The sequence below is a fragment of the Apilactobacillus apinorum genome (assembly GCF_001281175.1).
Taxonomy (GTDB): domain Bacteria; phylum Bacillota; class Bacilli; order Lactobacillales; family Lactobacillaceae; genus Apilactobacillus; species Apilactobacillus apinorum.
The window spans coordinates 154,196-178,741 of the sequence record NZ_KQ440396.1; the positions used below are offsets into that span (position 1 = coordinate 154,196).

Annotated in this window: 25 protein-coding genes and 1 other annotated feature; of the genes, 3 read left to right on the forward strand and 22 right to left on the reverse strand. The window is 31.6% G+C overall.

Features of this window, described 5'->3' with window-relative positions; all coding sequences use genetic code 11:
- Positions 1-13 precede the first annotated feature (13 nt).
- From greA to RZ74_RS03505, 8 genes are all read right to left on the reverse strand, one after another.
- Positions 14-490: a transcription elongation factor GreA gene (gene greA / locus RZ74_RS03470; protein WP_053950064.1), complete on the reverse strand. Its 477-nt coding sequence runs from the start codon at positions 488-490 to the stop codon at positions 14-16.
- A 19-nt stretch (positions 491-509) separates the two neighbouring features.
- Positions 510-1,184 (reverse strand): uridine kinase, encoded by a 675-nt coding sequence (udk, locus tag RZ74_RS03475; protein WP_053950065.1) that lies wholly within the window; start codon positions 1,182-1,184, stop codon positions 510-512.
- Between the two features lie 22 nt (positions 1,185-1,206).
- On the reverse strand, positions 1,207-2,331 hold the full coding sequence (gene mltG, locus RZ74_RS03480; RefSeq protein ID WP_053950066.1) for an endolytic transglycosylase MltG: 1,125 nt from the start codon (positions 2,329-2,331) through the stop codon (positions 1,207-1,209).
- Between the two features lie 21 nt (positions 2,332-2,352).
- Positions 2,353-4,764, reverse strand: coding sequence for a phenylalanine--tRNA ligase subunit beta (pheT, locus tag RZ74_RS03485; protein WP_053950067.1), 2,412 nt, complete (start codon positions 4,762-4,764; stop codon positions 2,353-2,355).
- Between the two features lie 12 nt (positions 4,765-4,776).
- The gene (gene pheS / locus RZ74_RS03490; RefSeq protein ID WP_053950068.1) at positions 4,777-5,817 is read right to left on the reverse strand and encodes a phenylalanine--tRNA ligase subunit alpha; all 1,041 of its coding nucleotides are present in this window, start codon (positions 5,815-5,817) and stop codon (positions 4,777-4,779) included.
- Positions 5,818-5,855: 38 nt separating this feature from the next.
- Positions 5,856-6,085, reverse strand: a binding site (T-box leader).
- Between the two features lie 44 nt (positions 6,086-6,129).
- Entirely contained in the window at positions 6,130-6,468 is a 339-nt protein-coding gene (locus tag RZ74_RS03495; RefSeq protein WP_053950069.1) for a winged helix-turn-helix transcriptional regulator, read from the reverse strand.
- A 20-nt stretch (positions 6,469-6,488) separates the two neighbouring features.
- Complete coding sequence (locus RZ74_RS03500) at positions 6,489-6,980, reverse strand: HDIG domain-containing metalloprotein (protein ID WP_053950070.1); 492 nt, start codon at positions 6,978-6,980, stop codon at positions 6,489-6,491.
- Positions 6,981-7,010: 30 nt separating this feature from the next.
- The gene (locus RZ74_RS03505) at positions 7,011-7,781 is read right to left on the reverse strand and encodes a TrmH family RNA methyltransferase (protein ID WP_053950071.1); all 771 of its coding nucleotides are present in this window, start codon (positions 7,779-7,781) and stop codon (positions 7,011-7,013) included.
- A 112-nt stretch (positions 7,782-7,893) separates the two neighbouring features.
- On the opposite strand from RZ74_RS03505, the gene RZ74_RS03510 reads away from it, so the two are divergent.
- A complete protein-coding gene (locus RZ74_RS03510) occupies positions 7,894-8,172 on the forward strand; it encodes an acylphosphatase (protein WP_053950072.1) in 279 nt (92 codons plus the stop codon).
- 72 nt (positions 8,173-8,244) lie between these two features.
- On the forward strand, positions 8,245-9,174 hold the full coding sequence (gene yidC, locus RZ74_RS03515) for a membrane protein insertase YidC (protein ID WP_053950073.1): 930 nt from the start codon (positions 8,245-8,247) through the stop codon (positions 9,172-9,174).
- A 38-nt stretch (positions 9,175-9,212) separates the two neighbouring features.
- Here the strand turns inward: yidC and RZ74_RS03520 are convergent, their stop codons facing one another.
- The 13 genes from RZ74_RS03520 to RZ74_RS03580 form a co-directional block, all read right to left on the reverse strand.
- Entirely contained in the window at positions 9,213-10,082 is an 870-nt protein-coding gene (locus tag RZ74_RS03520) for an aldose 1-epimerase family protein (protein WP_237756924.1), read from the reverse strand.
- Positions 10,083-10,149: 67 nt separating this feature from the next.
- A complete protein-coding gene (xerC, locus tag RZ74_RS03525) occupies positions 10,150-11,061 on the reverse strand; it encodes a tyrosine recombinase XerC (protein WP_053950074.1) in 912 nt (303 codons plus the stop codon).
- Between the two features lie 68 nt (positions 11,062-11,129).
- Positions 11,130-13,238 carry a type I DNA topoisomerase gene (gene topA / locus RZ74_RS03530; protein ID WP_053950075.1) on the reverse strand — a complete coding sequence of 703 codons (2,109 nt, stop codon included), beginning with the start codon at positions 13,236-13,238 and terminating at the stop codon, positions 11,130-11,132.
- Between the two features lie 47 nt (positions 13,239-13,285).
- Positions 13,286-14,164, reverse strand: coding sequence for a DNA-processing protein DprA (dprA, locus tag RZ74_RS03535; RefSeq protein WP_053950076.1), 879 nt, complete (start codon positions 14,162-14,164; stop codon positions 13,286-13,288).
- A 43-nt stretch (positions 14,165-14,207) separates the two neighbouring features.
- Positions 14,208-14,975 (reverse strand): ribonuclease HII, encoded by a 768-nt coding sequence (locus tag RZ74_RS03540; RefSeq protein WP_053950077.1) that lies wholly within the window; start codon positions 14,973-14,975, stop codon positions 14,208-14,210.
- A gap of 5 nt (positions 14,976-14,980) precedes the next feature.
- Positions 14,981-15,838 carry a ribosome biogenesis GTPase YlqF gene (gene ylqF, locus RZ74_RS03545; protein WP_053950078.1) on the reverse strand — a complete coding sequence of 286 codons (858 nt, stop codon included), beginning with the start codon at positions 15,836-15,838 and terminating at the stop codon, positions 14,981-14,983.
- A 77-nt stretch (positions 15,839-15,915) separates the two neighbouring features.
- A complete protein-coding gene (locus RZ74_RS03550) occupies positions 15,916-16,134 on the reverse strand; it encodes a YozE family protein (protein ID WP_053950079.1) in 219 nt (72 codons plus the stop codon).
- Positions 16,135-16,145: 11 nt separating this feature from the next.
- Positions 16,146-16,736: a YpmS family protein gene (locus tag RZ74_RS03555; RefSeq protein ID WP_053950080.1), complete on the reverse strand. Its 591-nt coding sequence runs from the start codon at positions 16,734-16,736 to the stop codon at positions 16,146-16,148.
- Positions 16,737-16,749: 13 nt separating this feature from the next.
- A complete protein-coding gene (locus tag RZ74_RS03560; RefSeq protein WP_053950081.1) occupies positions 16,750-17,637 on the reverse strand; it encodes an SGNH/GDSL hydrolase family protein in 888 nt (295 codons plus the stop codon).
- Positions 17,638-17,686: 49 nt separating this feature from the next.
- Positions 17,687-18,178 carry a dihydrofolate reductase gene (locus RZ74_RS03565; RefSeq protein WP_053950082.1) on the reverse strand — a complete coding sequence of 164 codons (492 nt, stop codon included), beginning with the start codon at positions 18,176-18,178 and terminating at the stop codon, positions 17,687-17,689.
- A 21-nt stretch (positions 18,179-18,199) separates the two neighbouring features.
- Complete coding sequence (locus RZ74_RS03570; RefSeq protein ID WP_053950083.1) at positions 18,200-19,150, reverse strand: thymidylate synthase; 951 nt, start codon at positions 19,148-19,150, stop codon at positions 18,200-18,202.
- Between the two features lie 9 nt (positions 19,151-19,159).
- A complete protein-coding gene (locus RZ74_RS03575) occupies positions 19,160-21,061 on the reverse strand; it encodes an ABC-F family ATP-binding cassette domain-containing protein (protein ID WP_053950084.1) in 1,902 nt (633 codons plus the stop codon).
- Positions 21,062-21,073: 12 nt separating this feature from the next.
- A complete protein-coding gene (locus RZ74_RS03580; protein ID WP_053950085.1) occupies positions 21,074-22,273 on the reverse strand; it encodes a CCA tRNA nucleotidyltransferase in 1,200 nt (399 codons plus the stop codon).
- 122 nt (positions 22,274-22,395) lie between these two features.
- Here RZ74_RS03580 and RZ74_RS03585 point away from each other — a divergent pair, with 122 nt between their 5' ends.
- On the forward strand, positions 22,396-23,226 hold the full coding sequence (locus RZ74_RS03585; RefSeq protein WP_053950086.1) for a phage integrase N-terminal SAM-like domain-containing protein: 831 nt from the start codon (positions 22,396-22,398) through the stop codon (positions 23,224-23,226).
- Here the strand turns inward: RZ74_RS03585 and RZ74_RS03590 are convergent.
- Complete coding sequence (locus RZ74_RS03590) at positions 23,218-24,477, reverse strand: tetratricopeptide repeat protein (protein WP_053950087.1); 1,260 nt, start codon at positions 24,475-24,477, stop codon at positions 23,218-23,220. The genes RZ74_RS03585 and RZ74_RS03590 overlap by 9 nt on opposite strands.
- Positions 24,478-24,546: the final 69 nt, after the last annotated feature.

Below are 24,546 nucleotides of genomic sequence, written 5' to 3' on the forward strand. Positions count from 1 at the left end.
TTCTCTTTTTTATTTATTTAACTTCAATGATTTTAACTTTCATATCACCAGCTGGGATTGAAATGATAACTTCTTCATTTACTTTGTGTCCCAATAAAGCTTTAGCAATTGGTGAGTCGTTTGAAATCTTACCTGATAATGGGTCTGATTCAGCAGATCCAACAATTTGATAAGTTTCAGGTTCTTCATCTGGAAGTTCTTTAAATGTGACTTCTTTACCAACGTTAACAACATCATCTTCTAATTCGCTGCTATCTACAACATCAGCATATTGAAGCATATGCTCTACTTTAGCAATTTCGCTTTCTAACATACTTTGTTCGTTTTTAGCTGCTTCATATTCAGAATTTTCTGATAAATCACCATAACTTCTAGCGATTTTAATTCTTTCAATGATTTGAGGACGTTGATTTAATCTTAAATCTTCTAATTCAGCTTCTAGGTTCTTTTTACCTTCAGCTGTCATAGGAAATGTTTCATCTTTTGCCATCTTGTAAATCTCCTTTTAACTAAATTGTTGTATCAATATTATCTATAACTTTATTATTCCCATGTTTTACTAAAATTGATTGAATTTTTGTAGTTAATAAATCAATAGCAACTTGGTTCTTTCCACCTTCAGGAACGATAATATCAGCATATCGTTTACTTGGTTCAACGAATTGATTATACATAGGTCTAACTGTTTCAAGGTATTGTTGTATAACTTCATCCAAAGTACGACCACGTTCCTTAGTATCCCTTTGAATTCTTCTTAAGATTCTAATGTCGTCATCAGTATCAACGAACACTTTAATGTCCATTAAGTCTCTCAAACGCTTATCATCTAAAATTAGAATTCCTTCAAGAATAATAACATCTCTTGGTTCTTGTGTCACTGTTTCAGTGCTACGATTCAATTGAGTGTAGTCATAAACAGGTTTTTCGATTGATTCATAATTTAAAAGCTTATTCAAATGTTCTAACAATAAATCACTATCAAAGGCTAATGGATGATCATAGTTAGTTTCTTCTCTTTCAGCCATAGTCTTATGAGATTGATCCTTGTAATAAGAATCTTGTTGCAAAATCATAATTGAATGACCTAATAATTGATTAAAAATGGCACGACTAACTGTGGTCTTACCACTACCTGAACCACCTGTAACTCCAATAACAACGGGACGCTTTTTCTTTTCTACCATAATATTCTCTCCATAAAACGATTTATCTCATAACACTATCATTATCAAACAACAAATTAGTACTTACATCAGTATTATAATATTTAACTTTTTTATTACTAGTATTTACACTATATGCAAAATAAGACTTTACCATATCTCTTGGATGTAAAACAGCTACTAAAGATTTTGTAGTTGGATTACTAATTGGACCTGGTCCCATCCCAGTATATTGATAAAGATTATAAGCAGAAGTACTATCATAATCTTTTTTAGTAAGCACCTGAATCGATGATTTACCATTAGCATACTTAACTGCTGACTTTACATCAAGTGGTAAATTACTGTTCAATCGATTATACAATACTCCGGCTATTTTTTGTCTATCAATTTTTCCAACATGATTAACTTCAATGAAGGAAGCTAGTGTAAGTGCTTCATCAACTGTTAAATTTTGTTTCTTTATTTCTTTATAATATGGACTTACTTCTTGATTTGTCTTTGCAATCATTTGATTAACAATTTGTTTTAATGACACATTATTTTGCGAATTATAAGTGGCTGGATATAAATATCCTTCCAAAATATACTTTTTATTTTTAGATTTAAAGGCAGATCCTAGTAGTTGTGGGTACTTTGCTTTTAATTCTTTCAAGTATGTTTTATCGCTAATTAATTTCAAGAAATCATCACTTGAGAAACGACTACGTTGTTGAACAGTTTTAGCAATTTCGCTAATTGTATCACCTTCACGAACTAACATGCGTCCATATATTCCTTGTAGTGGTTGATCAGAACCACCCTTGGTTAATCTATCAGCAATTGTTTGTAAACTCATTGAAGGAGATAGTTCATAATATCCTGCTTTCAAGTCAGCATAATTATGACTATTAACAAAATAATCGAAAACCAATCCACTTTTAACAATCTTGCTATCTTGTAATATTGAACCAATTTTCTTATCAGAAGCACCCAAAGGAATTTGCACTTGAATCAAATCATTATTTTTAGGATTAAGTGGTTTTAAAGATTCTTTTACGTACTGGTGACCTACTATAAAAATACATGTACCAAGTACAACCAAAATCGCAATGATACTTAGTGAAATCTTTTTACCTAGATTTGAATGCTTCTTTTCGAAATCATTTGTCTTTTTATCTTCGCTCAAAATAATTCCCCCATCTAGATTCTAACGAATTTCGACATTGAATTCTTTTTCAAGATTTCTTTGTACTTTTTCCATAGCACTATTAACGTCTTCGTCAACTAATGTATCATGCTTGTTTTGGAATGTTAATGAATATGCTAATGATTTTTTATCATCAGGAACATGTTCACCTTCATATAAATCAAATAGCTTAACATCAGTAAGATATGCTCCACCACGTTTAACGATGACATCAACAATATCGTCATTTTCAATATCTTTGTCGATTAACATTGCGATATCTCTCTTGATTGATGGGTATTTTGATACTAGTTCATAACTTTGTTCTTGTTTTGGTAAATCAATGATTGTTTGAAGATTTAGATCAAAGACATATGTGTCATTAATTTTAAATTCTTTTGCAACCTTTGGATGTACTTGTCCCACAAAACCAACATAGTGCCCATGTACAAACACATCAGCTGTTCTTCCAGGATGCATTTCATCATATTCACTATTTGCTTTATAGGTAATTTGTCCGTCAAAACCAATTGTTGATAAGTATTCTTCAACAATTCCTTTAATTTGATAAAAATCAACTTTTTGTTCTGGTTGATTCCATGACACTTCATTCATTGAACCAGAAATTGCACCAGCAATATGTTCAATTTCGTCTGGTCTAACTTGCTTGTCATCCTTTTTGTAGAATACACGACCTTGTTCATAAAGTGCAACGTTTTCAACTTTTCTAGCTTGATTATATGCGATATCATCTAACAATCCAGAAACTAAGTTCATTCTTAAAGTAGTGTGATCGCTACTCATTGGATAACTTAAATCTGTTTCTTCAGATGAATCCATCATAAACATTTTGGCTTTATCAGAAGTTGTTAATGCGTATGAAATAGCATGAGTTAATCCAAATCCTTCAAGTAATTTTCCAGATTTTCTAATTAATGATTGTTCTTCATTTAATCCACCGGTTGTCATCGTGGTTGTTGGTAAAGTACTTGGTAAATTATCATATCCATAAATTCTTGCTACTTCTTCAATTAAGTCTGCTTGAATATGAATGTCACCACGTCTTGTTGGCACAACAACGTGCATATTATCATTTGATACTTCTACTTCGAAACCAAGTCTCTTAAAGATATCTGTAATATCATCAATAGAAAGACTAGTTCCTAAAACGTGATTTATTCTTTCAGAAGTAATATCGATTTCGACTTTTTTAGCATCATACTTGCTACCTACCAATGTATCACTTGCTACTTCACCGTTAGCAATAATTCTTGCCATTTCTGAAGCTGATGAAAGTACATTTTCAAGTCCCATTGGGTCAACGCCTCTTTCAAAACGTTGAGAAGCGTCAGTATGAATTACATGCTTTCTAGCCATTTTTCTAACCTTAATTGGATCAAAAATAGCACATTCAAAAACAACATTTTTGGTATCTGTAGTGATTGAAGAATCTAGTCCTCCCATTACACCAGCCATTGCAATTGCACCATTATCATCTGAAACAACGATATCATTGCTGTCTAATTCCACTTCATTTTCATCTAAAGTAGTAATCTTTTCATCATCACGAGCATAGCGCACTTCGATGCTTCCAGATAATTTATCTAAATCATAAGCATGCATAGGTTGACCAAATTTCAACATGCTATAGTTTGTGATATCAACAATGTTGTTTACTGGTTTAATTCCGGCATTCCACAATCTTACTTGCATCCAAATAGGACTTGGCTTAACTTCAACATTATTCACTACTTGATTCAAATAACTCCATGCAATCTCATTATCAATTTTGCTGTTAATTTGATCACTGGTCTTTTTATCTGAAGTTTCTGTTACTTTATCAATATCAAATTTAAATGGTTTATTGTAAATAGCAGCTAAATCTCTAACAGTTCCGTAAATACTTAACATATCACCACGATTAGGTGTTACATCTAAATCAATTAAGGCATCATCCATACCTAAGTATTTAAATACATCATCACCTAATGTTGCATCTTCAGGTAAGAAGTAAATTCCATCTGCCCATTCTTTTGGTACAACGTCTTTAGGATATCCAATTTCGTCCAATGCACATAACATTCCGTTTGATTGAATTCCTCGCATTTTTGATTTCTTAATCTTCATATTGTCTGCGACTCTTGCTCCAGATAAAGCAGCAATTACGTTTTTACCAACTTGTGCATTAGGTGCTCCACAAACAATTTGAACTGGTTCATCTTCACCAACATCTACTTGGCAGACATGTAAATGATCTGAGTCAGGATGGTCTTCCATTCCAACAATCTTTCCTACAACGATTTTCTTAAGTCCTTCGCTAGGTTTGATTACTGAATCAACTTCTACAGATGAACGTTCGATTTTTTCTGCTAAGTCATCAGCTGATACATCTAAATCGATATATTCCTTTAGCCAATCGTATGAAATTTTCATTAGTATCTCTCCTTAATTAAATTGCGATAAGAATCTTACATCGTTCAAATAAAAATCACGAATGTCTTCTACGCCATATTTCAACATTGCAAAACGGTCTGGTCCTAATCCAAATGCGAATCCACCATAAACGTCCGCATCAACACCAGCCATCTTTAATACGTTAGGGTGAACCATTCCAGCACCTAAGACTTCAATCCAACCAGAGTGCTTACATACGTCACAACCCTTACCATCACATTTGAAACAAGTAACATCAGCTTCAACTGAAGGTTCAGTAAATGGGAAATAACTTGGTCTTAATCTAATATCATATTTATCACCGAATAGTTGATGTAATAAATATTCAAGTGTTCCTTTTAAATCACCCATTGTAATATTTTTATCAATTACAATTCCTTCAACTTGATGGAATTGGTGTGAGTGAGTTGGGTCATCAGTATCTCTACGATATACGACCCCTGGTGAAATCATTTTTAGAGGGCCCTTAGAAAAATCGTGTTTTTCTAAAGTTCTAGCTTGCATTGGAGAAGTTTGCGTTCTCATTAAAATTTCTTTTGTAATGTAGAAAGTATCTTGCATATCTCTTGCGGGATGATCTTTAGGAAGATTCATCATTTCAAAGTTATACTTGTCTTCTTCTACTTCTGGACCACTCTTAACTTCATATCCCATACCAATGAACATGTCACAAATATCATCAATAATTGATTGAATAACATGAGGGTGTCCCTTGGTTACAGGTGTACTTGGTAAAGTAACGTCAATTTTTTCAGCTGATAATTGTGCTTCTAAAGCTTTTTCTTCTAATTCAACAAGCTTAGTATCTAATGCATTTTGAATATCATCTCTGATTTGGTTTGCATAGCTACCAACTTCTGGTCTTTTTTCTACAGGTAGGTCCTTAATTCCTCTCAACGCTTGAGTAATAGGTCCTTTTTTACCAAGTAGATTTACTCTTATTTCTTTTGTTATTTCGTTAACATCAGTTGCTTCTTGAATTTGCTTAATTCCGTCATCACGCAACTTTGTTAAATCATCTTCTAAAGACATAAAATTCTCCTCTCATTTCAACAAAAAAAGCCTCATCCCAAAGGGACGAAGCTTCGCGGTACCACCCTAGTTTATGAATAATAATATACAACTATTCATACACTTAAGTTCCATAACGGTGGACTACCGGATTATTTTTCGTTATTAATTAACTCCCAATATCAGTTCAGAAAACGAATTCAGCTGATGGTGTGATTACTCTCAACATAATGTAATCTTTCTGTTAATCTAATGAATCAGCTTACTACTTTTTCTTCAACACATTTAACTAAATAATAGCTTAATTTCAGCCTTTGGTCAAGCTTATTTGAACTAATCAGTCCATTCATCAGACCATTCATGAATTTGTTCCATAATTGGTCCCAATGCCATCCCTTTTTCTGTTAATTCATATTGAATTAATGAGGAATCACAGAATGTTTTTCTAGTAATGATTCCATTTTCTTCAAGTTCTTTTAGTCTTTCAACCAATACACGATCACTACATTTTGAAACGACTTGAGCTATACATTTAAAACGTTGTGGACCGTTAACTAATAGTGTTTCAATAATCAATCCATTCCACTTTTTTCCTAACATTTGAAAGGTTCTTTCAAATTTAGGGCACAAATGAAAATCAATAGTTGTTTTCAAATCTGAACTTCTTTGCATTTTTAAATATACCTCCAATCCTATAAAGCATTTCTTTTTATTTTGTTCTTAAGTGATCGATACTTCGGACTGAAGTATTCACGTACAGCATCATAATCATCTACCAAGGCGACGATTACACTTTCAGCACATTTAGGTTTACTCAATGTTAATCCCCACATATGCTTGGTAATAATGTCTTTTTCTTTATCATTTAAATTGGTTATCTTTTCAGCATTTCTTAGTGCAATTCTAGGATGCATGTAAGCATGTGAACCTAGATTAAACTTACTAGTACGCCAATTATAGTAAAACAAATCATGTAATAATCCGCCACGAGATATTGATTTTACGTCTAAGTTCATTTTTTTTGCAACTAAATAACTTTCATAAGATACGTTGATACAATGTTGTAGTCTTGTTGATGAATGGTGTTGTATATAATTATCCAGTCTTTTCACTTCTGGATTGTTTAGCAAATCAGATACATAGCTTAAATACTCTTTATCATGCTGCCATGCGTCATTCTTCATTTATATCTCTCCTTTCATCAACAGTATTAGTTATTTGTTTAAGTGAAACATTAAAATTCCAGCTGCAATTGCAACGTTTAGTGATTCGGCTCTTCCTTTGATAGGAATATATATATTTTTATCGGTTTGGTCAAGTAATTCATCTTGCATTCCATTACCTTCATTCCCCATTATGAGTGCAACGTTCTCAGTAGGATTAACATCTAAATATCCAACTGCTTTCGGATTTAGTTCAGTTCCATAGACTGGGACATGATTATCTTTAAATTTACTAATCCAATCGTTTAAATCACCTTCGAAGATGTTCACATGGAATTGACTTCCTTGCATAGAACGCAATACTTTTGGGTTGAATTGACTAGATGTTCCTGTTCCAAATACAACCCCTTTAAATCCAGCAGCATCAGCAGTTCTAACCATTGTTCCAATATTACCAGGATCCTGGATTTGATCCAACAATAGCCAAGCACCAGAATAATCAATATTAGATACTTCTAAATTACTCTCTAGATTAACAATTCCAAAGATTCCTTGAGGTGTTGATGTAGATCCTAATGTCTTAGCAACATCTTCGCTAATTTCAATTACTTCACCTGAAAAAGTATCAATATCTTCTTGATGTAGGTCATATTGTTTATCAGTTGTTAAGATAACATCAACTGGTTGTTTTGCATTAATAGCTTCTGAAACAAGGTGCCAACTTTCTAATATATATTGATTGAAAGTGGTTCTTCCTTTTTTAGTTTTAAGTTTAGCCCATTTTTTTACTCGTTCATTTTTAGCAGAAATAATTTGTTCCATTCCAGGTTTAATGCCCCTTTAAAAAATTATCTTTACTATTATTTTAGCATAATATAGTAATAAAACATATATGTTACTATATACATTAATAAATAAACATTGAGGTAATCTTATGAATGACAACAAATCAATAGAAATAATTGTGAGTGGTAAAGTCCAAGGAGTTGGATTCAGATATTCCACTAAAAGAGAAGCAGATAAATTAAGTTTAGATGGGTTTGTCACTAATTTAATCAATGGAGATGTTTTAATTAATGTTTCTGGAAACCATTCAATAATAGATGAATTTGTTAGTATCATTAAAAATTCACCTACGCCATATGGTCGTGTCGATAATATTAAAATAAAAAATATCGATAATCTAAAAGTAAAAGGTTTTATGATAAAATAATTAAGTTGTATATTTTAAATATATTTAATTCTGTTATTATTGTAAGTGAATTTACATGAAAGGTTTTTTAAAATGAAAAAAATTAAAAAGTTTAGTGCCTTATCAATAATTGGGGCATTGGCACTTGTCCTATCCGGATGTGTCCGTGTTGACTCAAATGGAAAGCCATATGGGCTAACTTATCAATACTTAGCTTTACCTGGACAACACATCCTTGATTTCATCGCTAAGTTTGTTGGCGGATATGGATTAGCAATTATCATTCTAACAATTATAGTTAGAATGATTTTACTTCCTGCTATGATTAACCAAACTAAGAAATCAACATTAATGCAAGAAAAAATGAATTTCATCAAACCAAAGATGAAAGAAATTCAAAAAAGACAAAAAGAAGCTACATCACAAGAAGAACAAGTTAAAATTCAACAAGAAATGATGAATTTATATAAAGAAAATGACATCAACGTCGCTGGTGGAATTGGTTGTCTTCCTTTACTAATTCAAATGCCTGTCTACATTGCTTTATATAACGGCATTCGTTTCTCACCAGAAGTTTCACACACTATTTTCTTAGGTGTTAAACTTGGTGATCGAAGCTTAATTCTTGTAGTTCTATCTTTCCTTGCATATGTTGTTCAAGGATACTTAATGACCAAAGGTCTTCCAGAAGATCAGAAAAAACAAATGAAGATGGTTTCATACTTCACACCAATCCTAATTGCAACATTTACCTTCTCTGCTCCTGCTGGATTAGGAATTTACTTCTTTATTAGTGGATTGTTTGCATGTCTACAAACATTTATTATTAATCTTTACCGTCCAAAGATGAAAGCTGAAATTGCAGCTCAAGCTGCTAAACAAGCTGAGGAAGCAGACAAGAAAATTCTAACTGAGGTTGAAGAAGAAGATATCGAATCAAGTAATGAAGATATTAAATCTAAAGAAAACAATGTCAGTCATGAAGAGTTAAGAAAACGTAACTCTGGTAAACAAAATAGATAAAAAAAAGACCTTTGAATTTTATTCAAAGGTTCTTTTTTTTAGAAAAATAACAAATCAAATTTTGCTTCAAAATCAGTTTTCTTGTCAATTCGGTTAATACCGACTTTATTTTCTAATTTGCCATCACTATTAATGCTATCTGTTATCCCCCACCACGGTTCCAAACAGACAAATGGAGCATCTTTACTAGACCAGATACCACCGTATTCAGTGGTATAAGCTGTCATTGAAACACCATGTTCAGTTTTATCACTACTTAACATACTAGTTATTTCCGCATCGTTTATTTTTAAAACTTTTGCGTCATCATAAAACATTTCATGTGATAAATAAACCGGTTCTGTTAGATTAATACTCTTTATACTATCAAAATCAGCATAAGGTGCTTTAAAGAAAATTTCGTCATATGATTTTTTATTTGCTAGTTCAACTTTATAATCATTATAATTTCCAGCACCATTAAGTGGAACGTTGAATGCAGGATGGGCACCAATTGAGAAAAGCATTTCTTCTTGTCCTTCATTAAAGACATGTAAATTAGTCTTTAGCTTATGATCCACTAATTCGTAATTAACTTCTAGTCTAAAATCAAAAGGATACAATTCTTTAGTTTCACTATTAGCTTTTAATTCAAATGTAATGGATGACGTTTTTTCATCAACTACATTAAATTCCATGTCACGAGCGAAACCATGTTGTCCCATATGATACGTTTTACCTTTATAAGTATATTCGTCATTCATTAATCTACCAACAATTGGAAATAAAATGGGTGCATGACGTTTCCAATACTTTTCATCACCATTCCAAATATAGTCGACACCTTCATTACTTAAAACACGAGTAACTTCTGCTCCAAGTGTATTAATGTTAACTGTTAAATAGTCATTACTAATCGTTTTTATCATGTTATCACCCCTAACGAATTTATAAGTTAATTCTACAATAAAGCGCTTTCATAAATCAACTAATATACTACGAACGTGGGAAAAATTTATTGTAATCCCTTAACAAATGCTCATTGGTAACGTGAGTATAAATTTGTGTTGTTGATAAACTACTATGTCCTAACAATTCTTGAACTGTTCTTAAATCAGCTCCATTATTCAACATTTGAGTGGCAAACGTATGTCTTAACATATGAGGATGGATATTGGTTGTTAAAGAAGTTCGTTTAACAATATCATCTAAAATATATTCAATTCCTCTACTAGTTAACTGATCTCCATATTGATTAATAAAAACAAAATCATGAGTCTTTTGATATTTATTCATGATTTCGTTTCGGCATCCCTTTTTATACTCATCTAACGCCTTAATTAAATACTTCCCAAAAGGTAAATATCTTTGTTTGTTACCTTTACCAATTACATTTATGATTCTGTTATCAAAATCAATATCCCTATAGGAAAGATTAACGCATTCACTAACACGCATCCCAGTATCATATAATAATTCGATAATGGCGTAATTGCGGAGTGCTAACTGACTATTTTCACCACTCTTTGCGGACTTAAAAAGTTCATACAACTCTTTTTCATAAAAGAATCTTGGTAAATGATTAGGATGTTTTTTTAGATTCACATCATCAAATGGATTTTCTTCTAATTCATTATTTCTGATCAAAAACTTATAAAAAGATCTCAATGACGAAATTTTTCTAATGATGGTATTTCTACTTTCGTTTTTCTTTTTCAGAATTGTTAAATAGTTACTAACGTCTAAATCATCAGCTTGATGCAAATTTCTATTTTCATCTGACAAACTCTCTTTAAAATCTAAAATATCTGATTTATAAGCCATCGCCGTATTACTAGAGTACTGTCTTTCATCAAGCAGATAATCCATGAACCAATTAATTAATTCAATGTCATTATTCTTTTGCATTATTATCACTCTTCATCATAATTACAATAATAGCCCTTAAAATACAAAATATTTTAGGGGCTATTGTTTTATTTTTGAACTGCTTCCTCATAGTCTCCATTAGGACAAACAACTTGTGTTCCACCCTTAATTTTCTTTTCAACTAAGAAGTTACCATCTTTAGGGCAATCCCTACCGACAGGTTTATCCCATGTAACGAAGTCACATTCAGGATATCTAGAACATCCATAGAATATACGATTCTTCTTGGATTTTCTTTCAATAACGTCACCTTTCTTACACTTAGGACAAGTAACGTCGATTTTCTTAACAATGGCTTGAGTATTACGACAATCTGGGAATCTGGAACAAGCGTAAAATTTACCATATTTACCCATCTTAATTACCATTGGGGCACCACAAATTTCACAATTGTATCCTGCAGGTTCGTCTTTAATTTGTACATCTTCCATGTTCTTTTCAGCGTTTTTAACTTCTTTTTCAAATGGTCTGAAGTACTTATCAACTACCTTAACCCAATTTTGCTTAGATTCTTCGATTTCATCCAAATTATTTTCTAAATCAGCAGTAAAGTCAACATTAATAATATCTGGGAAATATTCTTCAATAATATTATTTACGATTTCACCAAGTTCTGTTGGTTCAAAACGTCTACCAACGAGCTTTACATAGTATCTTTTTTGAATGGTACTCAATGTTGGTGCGTAAGTAGAAGGTCTACCAACACCATTTTCTTCCAGCGTTCTAATTAACTTAGCTTCACTGTATCTAGCAGGCGGTTGGGTAAAATGTTGATCAGGGTTATTCTTACTCATAGTAATTGAATCGCCCTTAACAAGATCAGGCAAGATATTATCCTTTTCTTTTCCCTTGTTATATACCTTTAAGAACCCATCAAATTTAAGCTTAGAACCATTAGCTCTGAAATTAACACCGTTTTGTTCCATATCAACATTCATAGTATCCATAATAGCCGGTGTCATTTGACTAGCCATAAATCTAGACCAAATCAAATTATATAATTTGTATTGATCGTTGGTTAAAAATGGCTTTAATTTAGCAGGCGTTCTTTTAACTGATGTTGGTCTGATGGCTTCATGGGCATCTTGAGCACCTTCTGGCAACTTACCCTTTACTGGTTTGGTTGCAGCATATTCTGCACCATACTCATCATGTATAAATTCAGATGCTTCATGTTTAGCTAAAGCTGAAATTCTTGTGGAATCAGTTCTCATATAAGTAATCAAACCTTGATTACCCTCTTTACCAATATTGATTCCTTCATAAAGTTGTTGTGCGGCCATCATTGTTTTTCCGGTCTTAAAGTTCAACTTAACATTGGCATCTTGTTGCATTGTACTAGTTGTAAAAGGTGGTTGTGGTTGTCTCTTACGTTCTTTCTTTACAACGCTTGTAATGTTAAAAGGTTTCTTATTGTCAAACTTCGCTAAAACAGCTTGCACTTCATCATTACTATTGATTTCAGTTTTCTTGCCGTCAACTCCATAAAAACTTGCTTTAAAGGCATCTTTACCTTTCTTCATATCAGCATCGATTGTCCAATACTCTGTTGGAACAAACTTTTTAATTTCACGTTCTCTTTGAATAATTAACCAAAGAGCAATTGATTGAACTCTTCCTGCACTAAGACCTTTTTTCACTTTTTTCCATAGTAATGGTGAAATAGAATAACCAACAAGTCTATCTAAGACACGTCGAGCTTGTTGTGCATCAACCAAGTTCATATCAATTTCACGAGGGTTCTTAAATGCTTCTTTTACGGCATCCTTAGTGATTTCATGGAAAGCAACTCTATTCTTATCATCTTCTTTTAAACCAAGAAGATGAGATATGTGCCATGCTATAGATTCTCCTTCTCTATCCGGGTCAGATGCAAGGTAAACATTTTTGGCCTTTTTAGCTTCAGCCTTTAGTTCCTTAATTGTGTCTCCCTTACCACGAATAGAGATGTAGTGTGGTTCGAATTCATTTTCCACATCTACTCCCATTTTACTTTTAGGCAAATCTCTAACATGTCCCTTACTTGCAATTACACGATATGTTCTACCTAAATACTTTTGAATAGTTTTTGCCTTTGTTGGAGATTCGACAATAACTAACTTCTTTTTAGTCGACTGTTTCTTCTTTTTTGTGGTTGATTTTGTAGTAGTCGCCATCTGCATCCCTCATTAAAATTTATTTTCGATTCTCCCAAAGGCAAATATTAATAATAATATTCTTCTAAAATATCCTTGGAAGTTAAAACTGGCTTAGCTCCAGCTGAAATTAGTTCATTACAACCTACCGAAAGTACACTATCAATTCTTCCCGGAACTGACAATATATTTCTATTATTTTGTAACGCTAAATTCGCAGTAATTAAGCTTCCCGATCGATACTTAGCTTCTGTTACTAATATCGAACTAGCCAATCCAGCAATAATTCGATTTCTTTCAGGAAAATGATGTTTTGCTGGAGTAACTCCAACCGGATATTCACTAATCAATAAATCTTTTTTAGCGATAGTCCGTTGCAATTCTTCGTTTTCCTTTGGATAATATTTATCCAATCCAGTTCCAATTACCGCAATAGTTCGACCGCCGCATGAAATTGCAGCTAGATGTGCTAACCTATCAACACCTTTGGCCAGTCCAGAAATAATGGTAATATGATGATTCACTAAATCAGGCATTATTGATTTTATAATTCTGACAGAATACTCAGTGTTATTTCTGGAACCAACTATTGCTAAATTTTTAGTTTTTAATAATTCTAAATCACCAAAGTAAAATAATACGATTGGTGGCATGTATGATTCTTTTAAGCATTCCGGATAAATATCATCCAGAATGGTAAGCCACTTAACATGATTAATATGATGATTCAGTACACTATTTAATTTATCACTATTATATGAATTAATAAACGTTTTTGAATTATTTTTATTTAACATTAGTATTTCCGCAATCTCTTCTGCTGAAATATTAATGTTATCTGGAATAATTTTATACCTGTCAATCATCCACTGATAGAAACGATATTCAGATTTTATTCCAATCCCTGCACATAACTTAATCTTTAATAATAATATTCTTGTATTCATTTCAATATATACCTCCTATTAACTAAAGGTATATACGTAAATTTTAATTAATTAGGTCTGTTACAGGTTTAAAAGTTCTTCGGTGAATTGGTGTAGCACCATATTTGTAAAGTGCATCTAAATGCTTTTTAGTTCCATACCCCGCATTGTTAGCAAAATCATATTCGGGATATTCCTTGTCATATTGTTTCATCAAGTCATCACGATATGTCTTAGCTAAAATACTAGCAGCAGAAACACTTGCACTTTTTGCATCCCCTTTTATCAATCTTAACTGATCAATGTCTACAGGAATCTGCATAGCATCTACTATAAGCTCATCTGGGGTCTTCTTTAATCCCATTACTGCTTGTTTCATAGCTACTCTTGTTGCTTCGTAAATATTAATATCATCTATTAACTTATTATCTGCGATTCCGTAACTGTAATCTAAAGCCTTGTCTTTTATCTTGCTAGCAAGTTCGTATCTCTTTTTTTCAGAAAGTTGTTTAGAATCGTTTACTTCATAAATACTAAAATCTTCAGGTAAAACAACTGCACATGTTACAACAGGACCAGCTAACGGGCCTCTTCCAACCTCATCAACACCAGCAACAATTTCAATGCCTTTGGACCAAAAGTCTCTTTCAAATTTTAATCTTTCTTGAAATGCAGTCTTTTGATCATCAAACTTTTTAATTCTATTTTTAGTTTGAGTAATTAATTTTTGCACACCAATTCGACTATCTTGACTATATTTAAGTATTAAATCTGAATTTAAATCGTTAACTTGCTTTAACAGCTCTTTTATTTCATTAATTGATTCAGTCATCTTTTCTATTCGACCTCTTCGTTATTTAAATCACTAACAGTGTCTAAGGTAAATCTACCAATTTTTCCTTTTCTAGCGTCTAAAATTATTCTCATGGATGCTCGTTCATAGTCATCATGCATCCCTAATTTTTCAGTTATCTTTAACAATAAATCAACATCTGATAACTCCATATCATCTTCATTTAAATGGTATCTATTAATCAATTCGTCACTATTAAATTCTCTAAAGAAGTGAAGAGCAAATAATCCTACATCATCACTATGATAAATACTATCTTTAATTGCACCAGATAGAGCTAACTTATTAGCGATTTCATCATTTTGAAATTTTGGCCAAAGTATTCCTGGAGTGTCTAATAGTTCCAGTTCATCACTTGAACGTAACCATTGTTGACCCTTAGTAACACCTGCTCTATTTCCAACTTGGGCTGCACGCCTTTTGACAATTTGATTTAGTAAAGTTGATTTACCAACATTAGGTACACCTACACAAATAGCTCGAATTACCTTTTTATCAAAACCCTTTTTTTGTGCTTCATCAATCTTATCAGCCAAAAGTTCTTTAACAACCTTAGTAATATATTTTCCAGTTGTATTTTTCTTAGAGTCAATTGCGATTGCAGCATAGCCTTGTGCTCTAAAGTATGATAACCATTGATTTGTAATATTAGGATTTGCTAAATCTGATTTTGTTAAAATCATTAATCTAGGCTTATCTTGACTAATTCTAGCTACTTCAGGGTTAATTGAACTGTATGGGCATCTTGCATCAACCAATTCGAAAACTATATCAACTAAATGTATATTTTCCTCAAATTGTCTAATGGCTTTTGCCATATGTCCTGGAAACCATTGAATCATATATATCCGCTCCTATTCTATATATTTTAATTGTACTATATTAATAACCAAAAAATGAACCTAAATGTAGGTTCATTTTAATGTTTGTTGTTTTTATAGTTTTCCCATGCTTCATCAAATATTGTCATACTTGGTAGGTAAGAAGCATTTTCCTCTAAATACTCAGATATTTCTTCATACTCATTAGATTGTTTAGGAAATGATTGATCATAAAAAGCATTGTTGGCGAATTGTGCAATTGCATCAGTACTTTTTGGATTTCTTTCTGTCATTAAAAAATGATAAAAACTATTCATTATTTCTCCTTTTATTGGTTAGGAATTAAAACTTTAAAATGAAAATCTCCATCACCATTCATATCAATTTTTTGTGCTTGATAAGATAATTCGTTTTTACCGCCAAGCTTATTCACGTGTAATATGATTCTACTATTATGACTATCTAATTCAACCCATTTAGGAATTTTGTAATGCTTTCCAACATACCCAATCACAAAATTAGCTGGTATATCAAGCTTACCCACTTCTAATTTACTTGCCGATAATTCAATATCCCCATTGCTTAATAAATGTGGATCTAAGATCAATAAATATCCAACCTTAGAGCCTAAGATAGTTATTTTTCCGTAGACATAAGCTTGATTTCCCAACCAGAACTTATAATCCATGTTCTTGTTTTTCTTTTCAAACTTTTTAAGGTAATAACTAGAAAGTGCATTAACTTGCTTTTTATTTAATTGAACTGATATTGGAGTATTTTTTTTGCTAACCTTACCTGTTTGTGGGTTAACCACAGCACTATGCATTTGAACCCATACATAACCTGCGCTGCCAATGATTAACAAAGCTAATAAAATAAATAAATATTTAAATAACTTTTTTTCTTTCTTCTTTTCCATTACAGATAACCTCTTATTTAATATCCTTATTCTTTTCCATTGCCCTTAACAACTGACTAGTCATAAAATTATATCCTTTATCGTTGGGATGAAAATGATCAGTTGGAGAAATATAATTATTAATTTCTCCTTGAGAACCATCTAATTCAATTAAGTTAAATGGATTGATTGAGATACTTTTATTGCTATTTTCTAGTTTCAATCTTTGTTCTTTTGTTTTGAATTGACCATACGTTAGTTCATGAATATCAACAAAATGCATTCTTCGATATTGTTTAACTTTATTACTTGTAATGACATTAAATTTATCTACATATTGACTTATATTAGTAACATTTGGGAAATAAACGTATACCGGATTATAAATCCCATAAACATAAATTGGAGCGGTGGCATTAATCCTTCTCACGTGACTTAAAAAAGTCTGTAAGTTATTTTGATATTTTTTAATGGCACCATCCATATTTCTTTCAAATTGATACTCACTACCAATTAAAGCATTTTTCTGTAAACTTTGAAGCAAATCATTGCCACCAACTGTTAATACAATCACGTTGGCTTTTCTAAGTTTATTAGTAAGTCCATTTTTATTTTGTTTAATTCTTGCATTTATCTGGTCACTTCTTTGACCAGCTATACCATAGTTGTAGCTTTCAACATTCTTATAGCCACGTTTTTGTAATTGTTCCTTTATTCTAGAAACATATCCACCTGATTTTTTAGGATCTCCAACTCCCTGTGTAAGAGAATCACCCAATGCAACAATATTAACCTTTGCATTTTTAGATAAATTAACGTGCGAATTATTTGGGTTGAGTTTTTCTGACATCACAGTAAAACTAATTCCTAAAACACATACTATTAGTAATAAAAAGAGTAACCCTTTTAATATTCTTTTCAAAATAAAATCCCCCATAAAAAGAGGTTAGGACTAATCCGTAACCTCTTTTTTATTTTCGTTCATAAACTTCGAATCGGTATGGATAAATATTTTTATCGTCTAAGATTCCTTCTTTAGTTGAAACTAAATTAAAGTCATTATAATTTATTTCTGACATTTTTGTATCGCCATCAAAATCATAATCAATTACCGTTTTATATAGTCTATCAACATATTCGGTTAGTTCACTAAATATTTTAGCACCACCAACGACAAATATTTCTTTGTCACTAAATTTTTTAGCAAATTCTAAGAATTCACTTAATTCATTAAAAACTACAACATCATCAGGATATTCTGACTTATCATGGCTTGTTAATACAGTGTTTAGTCTATTAGGTAAAGGTCTTTTAAAACTTTCATAAGTGGTTCTACCAGCCATAATAATCTGATGGGTAGTAGTTTCCTTAAAATACTTCATATCTGCAGGCAAATGCCATGGTAAATCCCCATTTAACCCAATAATGTGATTGTTTGATTCAGCCCAAAGAAAAGAAATCATAATTTTTACCCCTTTTTAATTTTATACAGCAACAGGTGCTTTAATAGGATCGTGATGATTGTAATCAATTACTTTAATATCGTCCATATCATAATCAAAAATACTACTTTTATCAGGATTCAACCAAAGTTTTGGTGATTCGTATGGTTCCCTTTGTAATTGTTCTTCAATTTGATTTACGTGGTTAGAGTAAATGTGTGCATCCCCTAGGGTATGGATAAATTCACCAGGTTCTAATCCACATTCTTTAGCAATTAATGAAGTCAATAATGCATAACTAGCAATATTAAATGGAACACCTAGGAAGATATCACCTGAACGTTGGTATAATTGACAGCTCAACTTACCATCAGTTACATAAAATTGGAACATTGTATGACATGGTGGTAGTGCTACAAATGGGATATCTTCAGGATTCCACGCTGAAACGATTAATCTTCTGGAATCTGGATTGCGCTTAATCTCATCGATTACGTTTTGAATTTGATCTATAGTATCTCCGGTAGTGGTTTTCCACTTACGCCATTGGCTTCCATATACCAAACCTAAATCACCATATTTTTTAGCAAAATCATCATCTTCAACTATTCTTTGACAAAATTTCTTTTTTTCATCCAAATATACTTTCTTAAACTCAGCATCTTCTTCAGCTCTTAAACCAAAGTCAGTCATGTCAGGGCCATCATATTCATCTGATTCAACCCAGTTTTTAAATGCCCATTCATCCCAAATATGGTTTTTATGTTTTAGTAAGAATTGAATATTAGTATCTCCTCTTAAAAACCATAGTAATTCACTTTTAATCAGACCAAATGGTACTTTTTTGGTTGTTAAAAGTGGAAATCCTTTGGATAAATCAAAACGCATTTGGTATCCAAAGGTACTAATAGTACCTGTTCCGGTTCTATCTTCTTTACGATGACCATTTTTTAATACATCACTAGCTAATTTTAAATATGCATCCTCTAACATAACTTTCCCCTATTCTACGTATTCGCTTAGATATTCCCATCTAGCTATTTTTTCATCAGATTGACGTGTTAACTCATCAATTTTGATTTGAGTATCCGCTAATTTATCATAGTCATTACCTAAATGAGTCATTTCTTCTTTTAACTCACTTATTTGACCATCTAATTCGTCAATTTCTTTTTCTAAATCATTATACTCAATTTCTTCAGCATAAGTTAGCTTCTTCTTTGCTTTTTCCTCAGAAGTATCTTTTTCTTGTTTCTTCTCAGTTAAATGTTGTTCATGGTTTTTCTTCTTCTCAACCTTTTGAGTATCTGCAGATTTTCTTAGGTAATCTGTAAACAATCCAACATAACTTTCTATTTGACCATTACCATTAAAGATAAGTAATCTACTTGCAACTTTATCTAAGAAGTATCGATCATGAGAAACCGTTATTACAGTCCCACTAAAGTGTGCAATATAATCTTCTAAAACCGTTAAAGTTGATATGTCTAGATCATTAGTTGGTTCGTCCAGTAATAATACATTGGGTTGTTGCATTAATAATTTAAGTAGATAAAGTCTTCTCTTTTCTCCACCAGATAATTTTCTAATTAAGGTTCCATGCATGAATTTGGGAAATAAGAATTGTTCCAATAAATCTGTAACACTAATCTTATTTCCAGTATTATCAGTAACATGTTCACCAACATCTGTTAAGTAATTAATAACCCGCTTATCATCAGGAATTGGTTCAGTTTGTTGCGTGTAATATGCCATCTTTACAGTTTCACCAATTTCTATAGTTCCACTATCAAGAGGTAGTTTATCGGCAATAACATTTAGTAATGATGATTTACCTGCACCGTTTTCACCAGAAATACCAATTCTTTCATTTCTTTGTATTAATTCACTAAAATGACTCAAAATAATCTTATTATTTAAATTTAAACTAGCATCCTCAATCTCAATAACCTTTTTACCTAATCTTTGTTGACCTAAATTAATATCAACATCTTCTTCAGTTTGAAGGTTCCCCACATTTTCTTTTAAATCATTAAAACGATTGATTCTAGCTTGTTGTTTAGTGGTTCTAGCTTTAGCACCTTTCTTCATCCATGCTAATTCTTGCTTATATAACTTTTGTTTTTTATGTTCTGCTGCAACTTCAAGATCAACTCTTTCAGCTTTCTGTGCTAAATAATCTTGATAGTTACCAGTATATTCAAACAATTCTCCAAAGGATAACTCCCAAATTTTATTAGCAATTTGGTCTAAGAAATATCGATCATGAGTTACAAATAACAATGCACCTTTATATTTCGCTAGATATTCTTGAAGCCATTCAATTGAATCAAAATCCAAATGATTTGTTGGTTCATCTAAAATTAACAAATCTGGTGATTGGATTAAAACTTGAGCTAATCCCACACGTCTTTTTTGACCACCAGACAAAGTACTAACCGCTTGATTAACATCGTCTATTTTTAATTGGGTTAGAATGGTTTTAACATCGCTTTCTGCATTCCAAGCATCTTCTTCGTTCATCTTTGCTTCTGCATCCAAATACTGTCTTTCTGCTTTTGGATCATCTGGATGGTTAGAATAATTCTCCAACGTTTGTTCATATCTTCTAATTGTATTAAAGACATCTTGGCTACCAGCAAAGACAGCTTCTAAAATTGTAAGATTCTCATTTAATTCTGGTTGTTGCTTTAAATAACCAATCGTATATGTTTTTGAAGTTACAATGTCTCCGGTTGAATCAATATCTTCTTGAGATAAAACATTCAATAATGAAGATTTCCCACTTCCATTGGTACCAATTAATCCAATTCGATCTTGTTCATTAATTATAAAATCAAGATCTTTGAATAGTGTTTTTTCACCATATGTTTTTGTTAATGCTTCTGCTCGTAAAGTTTGCATTTAATCACTCTCTCAAAAATTTTTAGCGGCTTTTAGCAATGATTCCTTGTCATTTTCTATTTGATTACATACCAGTGATTTTTCTAGTTTAAACAGGATTTTACCCATTTCTGGACCCGGTTTAACTACACCTGATTTTATTAAATCTCCACCGTTGATAGCCATTTCTTTTTTATCTTTAATGGTAAGACTTTCATATTTGCTAATTAATTCAGATTCGTTTTGTGCAAATCCATAAAGATTAGCAATATGATTTGCTTTAATTAATAAGTCTTCTCCTGTTTGATACATTGCCCATTTATCTAGTTGACCTTGCTTAATATTATTAACAGCCTCAACACATTGTTGAGTGTTCTTAATAATGTCATTAGATGCTTTCCATTCTTTTAGCATTGAGTTAATTTCTTCTCGACTCATCGCAAAATTAAATGCAATAAAAGACCAAACTTCAATTTCATCCAATAGTGATAAATTATCAATTTCAGTAATTGATTCTAACTGCTTTGAATACTTCCCAAATACTGGTACGTATTTGTACATGTCGGTATTTAGCATATCAGAAATACCTTGTTTAGGTCGATTAGCCATCATCATTTTGACAAATTCAGTGTAAATTCTTTCAACTGCAATTTTGTCTAATAAATGACTATTTTCTTTAATCGCATCCATCGTTTTTTCTTCAATATCAAAATCAAGTTTACTAGCAAATCTAACTGCTCGCATCATTCTCAATGCATCTTCATTAAAACGCTCACTAGGATTACCCACAGCTCTGATTAGACGTTTTTGTAAATCTTCTAATCCATTAAATAAGTCAGTGACTTCCCCATTTTCTCTCATCGCAAAAGCGTTAATTGTAAAATCTCGACGTTTTAAGTCTTCGTCTAAAGATCTAACAAATTCAACTTTATCAGGTCTACGATAATCTTGATACCCGGATTCCGTTCTGAATGTTGTAATTTCATAACCTTTTTTATTGTATATAACCATTACTGTTCCGTGTTCGATTCCAGTATCAACGGTTTTCTTGAATATTTGCTTAATTTCTTGTGGATAAGCACTCGATGCAATATCAACGTCATGAATGGGTAACCCTAAAATAGTGTCACGAACGCTACCGCCAACAAAATAAGCCTGGTAGCCACCTTCTTCAATTTGTTGCATTACAGGACGCGCTTTTTCAAATTCGTTCGGTAATTTTTCAATTTTCATTTTTATACCTACTCTCAATACAATCTATATTAAATATTAACAGATTAATCAAACAATTTACAGATTGAAGTTTCACTGTTTTAGTGCTGTAATATATTCGTATAAGAAGGAGTGATTTTAACTTGTCAGCTAAAAATAATTACCCTTACCAAGATAGTTTTGAAAATAATTTATTATCTAAAGATTTATCTAAAGTCACAATTGACGAATACAACAAAATTTTGGCCGAGTTATTCAATTATTTATCTGAATTTAACAAAGGATATCAATCAGACCATCGAGTGGAGAATCTATTCAATCGCGATATTGAAGCATATTTAAATATGCTATTAACAAATCGACAAATTAGTAATTCAACCTATAACAAAATTTTGTCTCACATTAATGTCTACTTTAATTACCTTTTCACACATAATTTAAACTCCAATTTACCCACGATTGAATTGAAAGGGTTAAAAAAAGCTTCTAAAGAAGATATAAACGTTAAATGGATAAATGAACTCGATTCTATTTTAATGAACAATAACGTCCATTTTTACGCTCGTATGACAATGCTGTTAACTAGTAAAGGCTATAAGTCCGAAGAGTTCCTTCAAAAAGGATTCTATAAGCAACTATCATCTATTGATTTCAATGAAAATGAATTGAAATTCAAATCATCATTTGATGAATTTATTAAACCAATTCAAGAAAAGCAAAGTTCTTCTGATATTTTTTTAAAGCAAAGACTATCTGAACAACCAAACATTACAATTCAAGGACTTCATAAATATCTCAAACCTAGTGAAGATTTTTTAAATATATCACTTAACCCTTCTACCCTATTTCAATCGTATATCGTTTTCTATATTCAAAAAAATCCAAATCTAAATGATATAGAATTATCTACTCATCTAAATTTGGATTTATCTTCAATTAATTATTATAAACAATTAGCATATAAACTAATCTAAATATTCTTCCAACATAAATGCAGCCTCTTCATCATTAGGTTGCATTTTTACGTATCTACTCAATAATTCATATGAATTATCCTTATCACCATATTCTCTAAAGAATAATGCTGCTTCCTTTAAAAAGTCGGCATTATCTTCAAAATATGGTTTAGCAGCCAAATAATTTTTATGTGCTAATTTTAGATTGTCTAACTTATCGTATGAAATCGCTAAATTCCAATAAAATTGGGGATCTAGTTCATGATTTTCAATATAAGTATTCAATAACTTAACATTATCATCAAAGTCTTCTCTGAAGACTAATAAATTAGATAATTCCAATACGATTTCGATATCGTCTGGATCAATCTTATTACCTTCTTGTAGGTATTTAAGTGCATCATCAGTTTCAGATAATTTAAGTGCCGCTCTAGCAGTTGCTAAATATAATTTTTCATTATATTGATCAACACTTAAACCTTCTTGAAGCACTTTATAAGCATCCTCGATTTTATTGGTTGCTTTAAGCGCTTGTCCCAAGTATGGATATAAAGTCGCATACTGTGGATCACTATCACGTAATTCTTTAAATATATCAATTGCTTGATCATATTCTTTTAATTGAAGGTACGTAAATGCAGTTTCAAACTTAACATCGGATGACATATCAACTGTCTTAATTTGTTTTAAATAGCCAATTGCATTTTCAAAATTACTGTCATTAGCGTATGAAATTCCAACTCGTTCAACAAGATTAACTGAAGACAAGTTCATTATTCCTTTTTTAATTAAAGTTAAATATTGTGGAATTGCTTTATTGTATTCGCCCATCGTGTAAAACAATTCAGCCAAAGCAAATGTGATTATATCTTCATCTGGCTCTATTTTTTTAGCTTCTAATAGCTTTTCTCTACTTACTTCAAATAACTCTTGGGTTTGATAAAGATCGGCTTGAACCATTAAAGATTGAAGATATGCTGGTGAATCTTTGCTAATCTTACTTAATTGTTCAAGTGCTTCATCTGTATTACCTTCGCTGATTAAAATATCAGCAATATCAGTTCTTAATTCGTCTTCATCAGGGAATTTTTTTAATAACTTTTCATATAGTTCTTTAGCTTGGTTGGTGAAACCATAAGAATATAACTCTTCTGCGAGTGAATAGACCATTTCATCACTATCATGATGAAGTGCCAAATTATATTGCTTATTAAATTCTTCAATATTTCCTTCTTCCAGAAAATCTAATGCCTTTTGTGAATAACTCAAATTTATCACTCCTATGATTAAAATAAAAAGGCCGGTTCGACATCTGTCGGACCAGCCTAATTATAAAGC

Excerpts from the sequence above, each read along its gene's own strand:
- greA (WP_053950064.1), bottom strand. The coding sequence starts at position 490 with ATGGCAAAAGATGAAACATTTCCTATGACAGCTGAAGGTAAAAAGAAC.
- udk (WP_053950065.1), bottom strand. The coding sequence starts at position 1,184 with ATGGTAGAAAAGAAAAAGCGTCCCGTTGTTATTGGAGTTACAGGTGGT.
- pheT (WP_053950067.1), bottom strand. The coding sequence starts at position 4,764 with ATGAAAATTTCATACGATTGGCTAAAGGAATATATCGATTTAGATGTA.
- pheS (WP_053950068.1), bottom strand. The coding sequence starts at position 5,817 with ATGTCTTTAGAAGATGATTTAACAAAGTTGCGTGATGACGGAATTAAG.
- RZ74_RS03495 (WP_053950069.1), bottom strand. The coding sequence starts at position 6,468 with ATGCAAAGAAGTTCAGATTTGAAAACAACTATTGATTTTCATTTGTGC.
- RZ74_RS03500 (WP_053950070.1), bottom strand. The coding sequence starts at position 6,980 with ATGAAGAATGACGCATGGCAGCATGATAAAGAGTATTTAAGCTATGTA.
- RZ74_RS03505 (WP_053950071.1), bottom strand. The coding sequence starts at position 7,781 with ATGGAACAAATTATTTCTGCTAAAAATGAACGAGTAAAAAAATGGGCT.
- RZ74_RS03510 (WP_053950072.1), top strand. The coding sequence starts at position 7,894 with ATGAATGACAACAAATCAATAGAAATAATTGTGAGTGGTAAAGTCCAA.
- yidC (WP_053950073.1), top strand. The coding sequence starts at position 8,245 with ATGAAAAAAATTAAAAAGTTTAGTGCCTTATCAATAATTGGGGCATTG.
- RZ74_RS03520 (WP_237756924.1), bottom strand. The coding sequence starts at position 10,082 with ATGATAAAAACGATTAGTAATGACTATTTAACAGTTAACATTAATACA.
- xerC (WP_053950074.1), bottom strand. The coding sequence starts at position 11,061 with ATGCAAAAGAATAATGACATTGAATTAATTAATTGGTTCATGGATTAT.
- topA (WP_053950075.1), bottom strand. The coding sequence starts at position 13,238 with ATGGCGACTACTACAAAATCAACCACAAAAAAGAAGAAACAGTCGACT.
- dprA (WP_053950076.1), bottom strand. The coding sequence starts at position 14,164 with ATGAATACAAGAATATTATTATTAAAGATTAAGTTATGTGCAGGGATT.
- RZ74_RS03540 (WP_053950077.1), bottom strand. The coding sequence starts at position 14,975 with ATGACTGAATCAATTAATGAAATAAAAGAGCTGTTAAAGCAAGTTAAC.
- ylqF (WP_053950078.1), bottom strand. The coding sequence starts at position 15,838 with ATGATTCAATGGTTTCCAGGACATATGGCAAAAGCCATTAGACAATTT.
- RZ74_RS03550 (WP_053950079.1), bottom strand. The coding sequence starts at position 16,134 with ATGAATAGTTTTTATCATTTTTTAATGACAGAAAGAAATCCAAAAAGT.
- RZ74_RS03555 (WP_053950080.1), bottom strand. The coding sequence starts at position 16,736 with ATGGAAAAGAAGAAAGAAAAAAAGTTATTTAAATATTTATTTATTTTA.
- RZ74_RS03565 (WP_053950082.1), bottom strand. The coding sequence starts at position 18,178 with ATGATTTCTTTTCTTTGGGCTGAATCAAACAATCACATTATTGGGTTA.
- RZ74_RS03570 (WP_053950083.1), bottom strand. The coding sequence starts at position 19,150 with ATGTTAGAGGATGCATATTTAAAATTAGCTAGTGATGTATTAAAAAAT.
- RZ74_RS03575 (WP_053950084.1), bottom strand. The coding sequence starts at position 21,061 with ATGCAAACTTTACGAGCAGAAGCATTAACAAAAACATATGGTGAAAAA.
- RZ74_RS03580 (WP_053950085.1), bottom strand. The coding sequence starts at position 22,273 with ATGAAAATTGAAAAATTACCGAACGAATTTGAAAAAGCGCGTCCTGTA.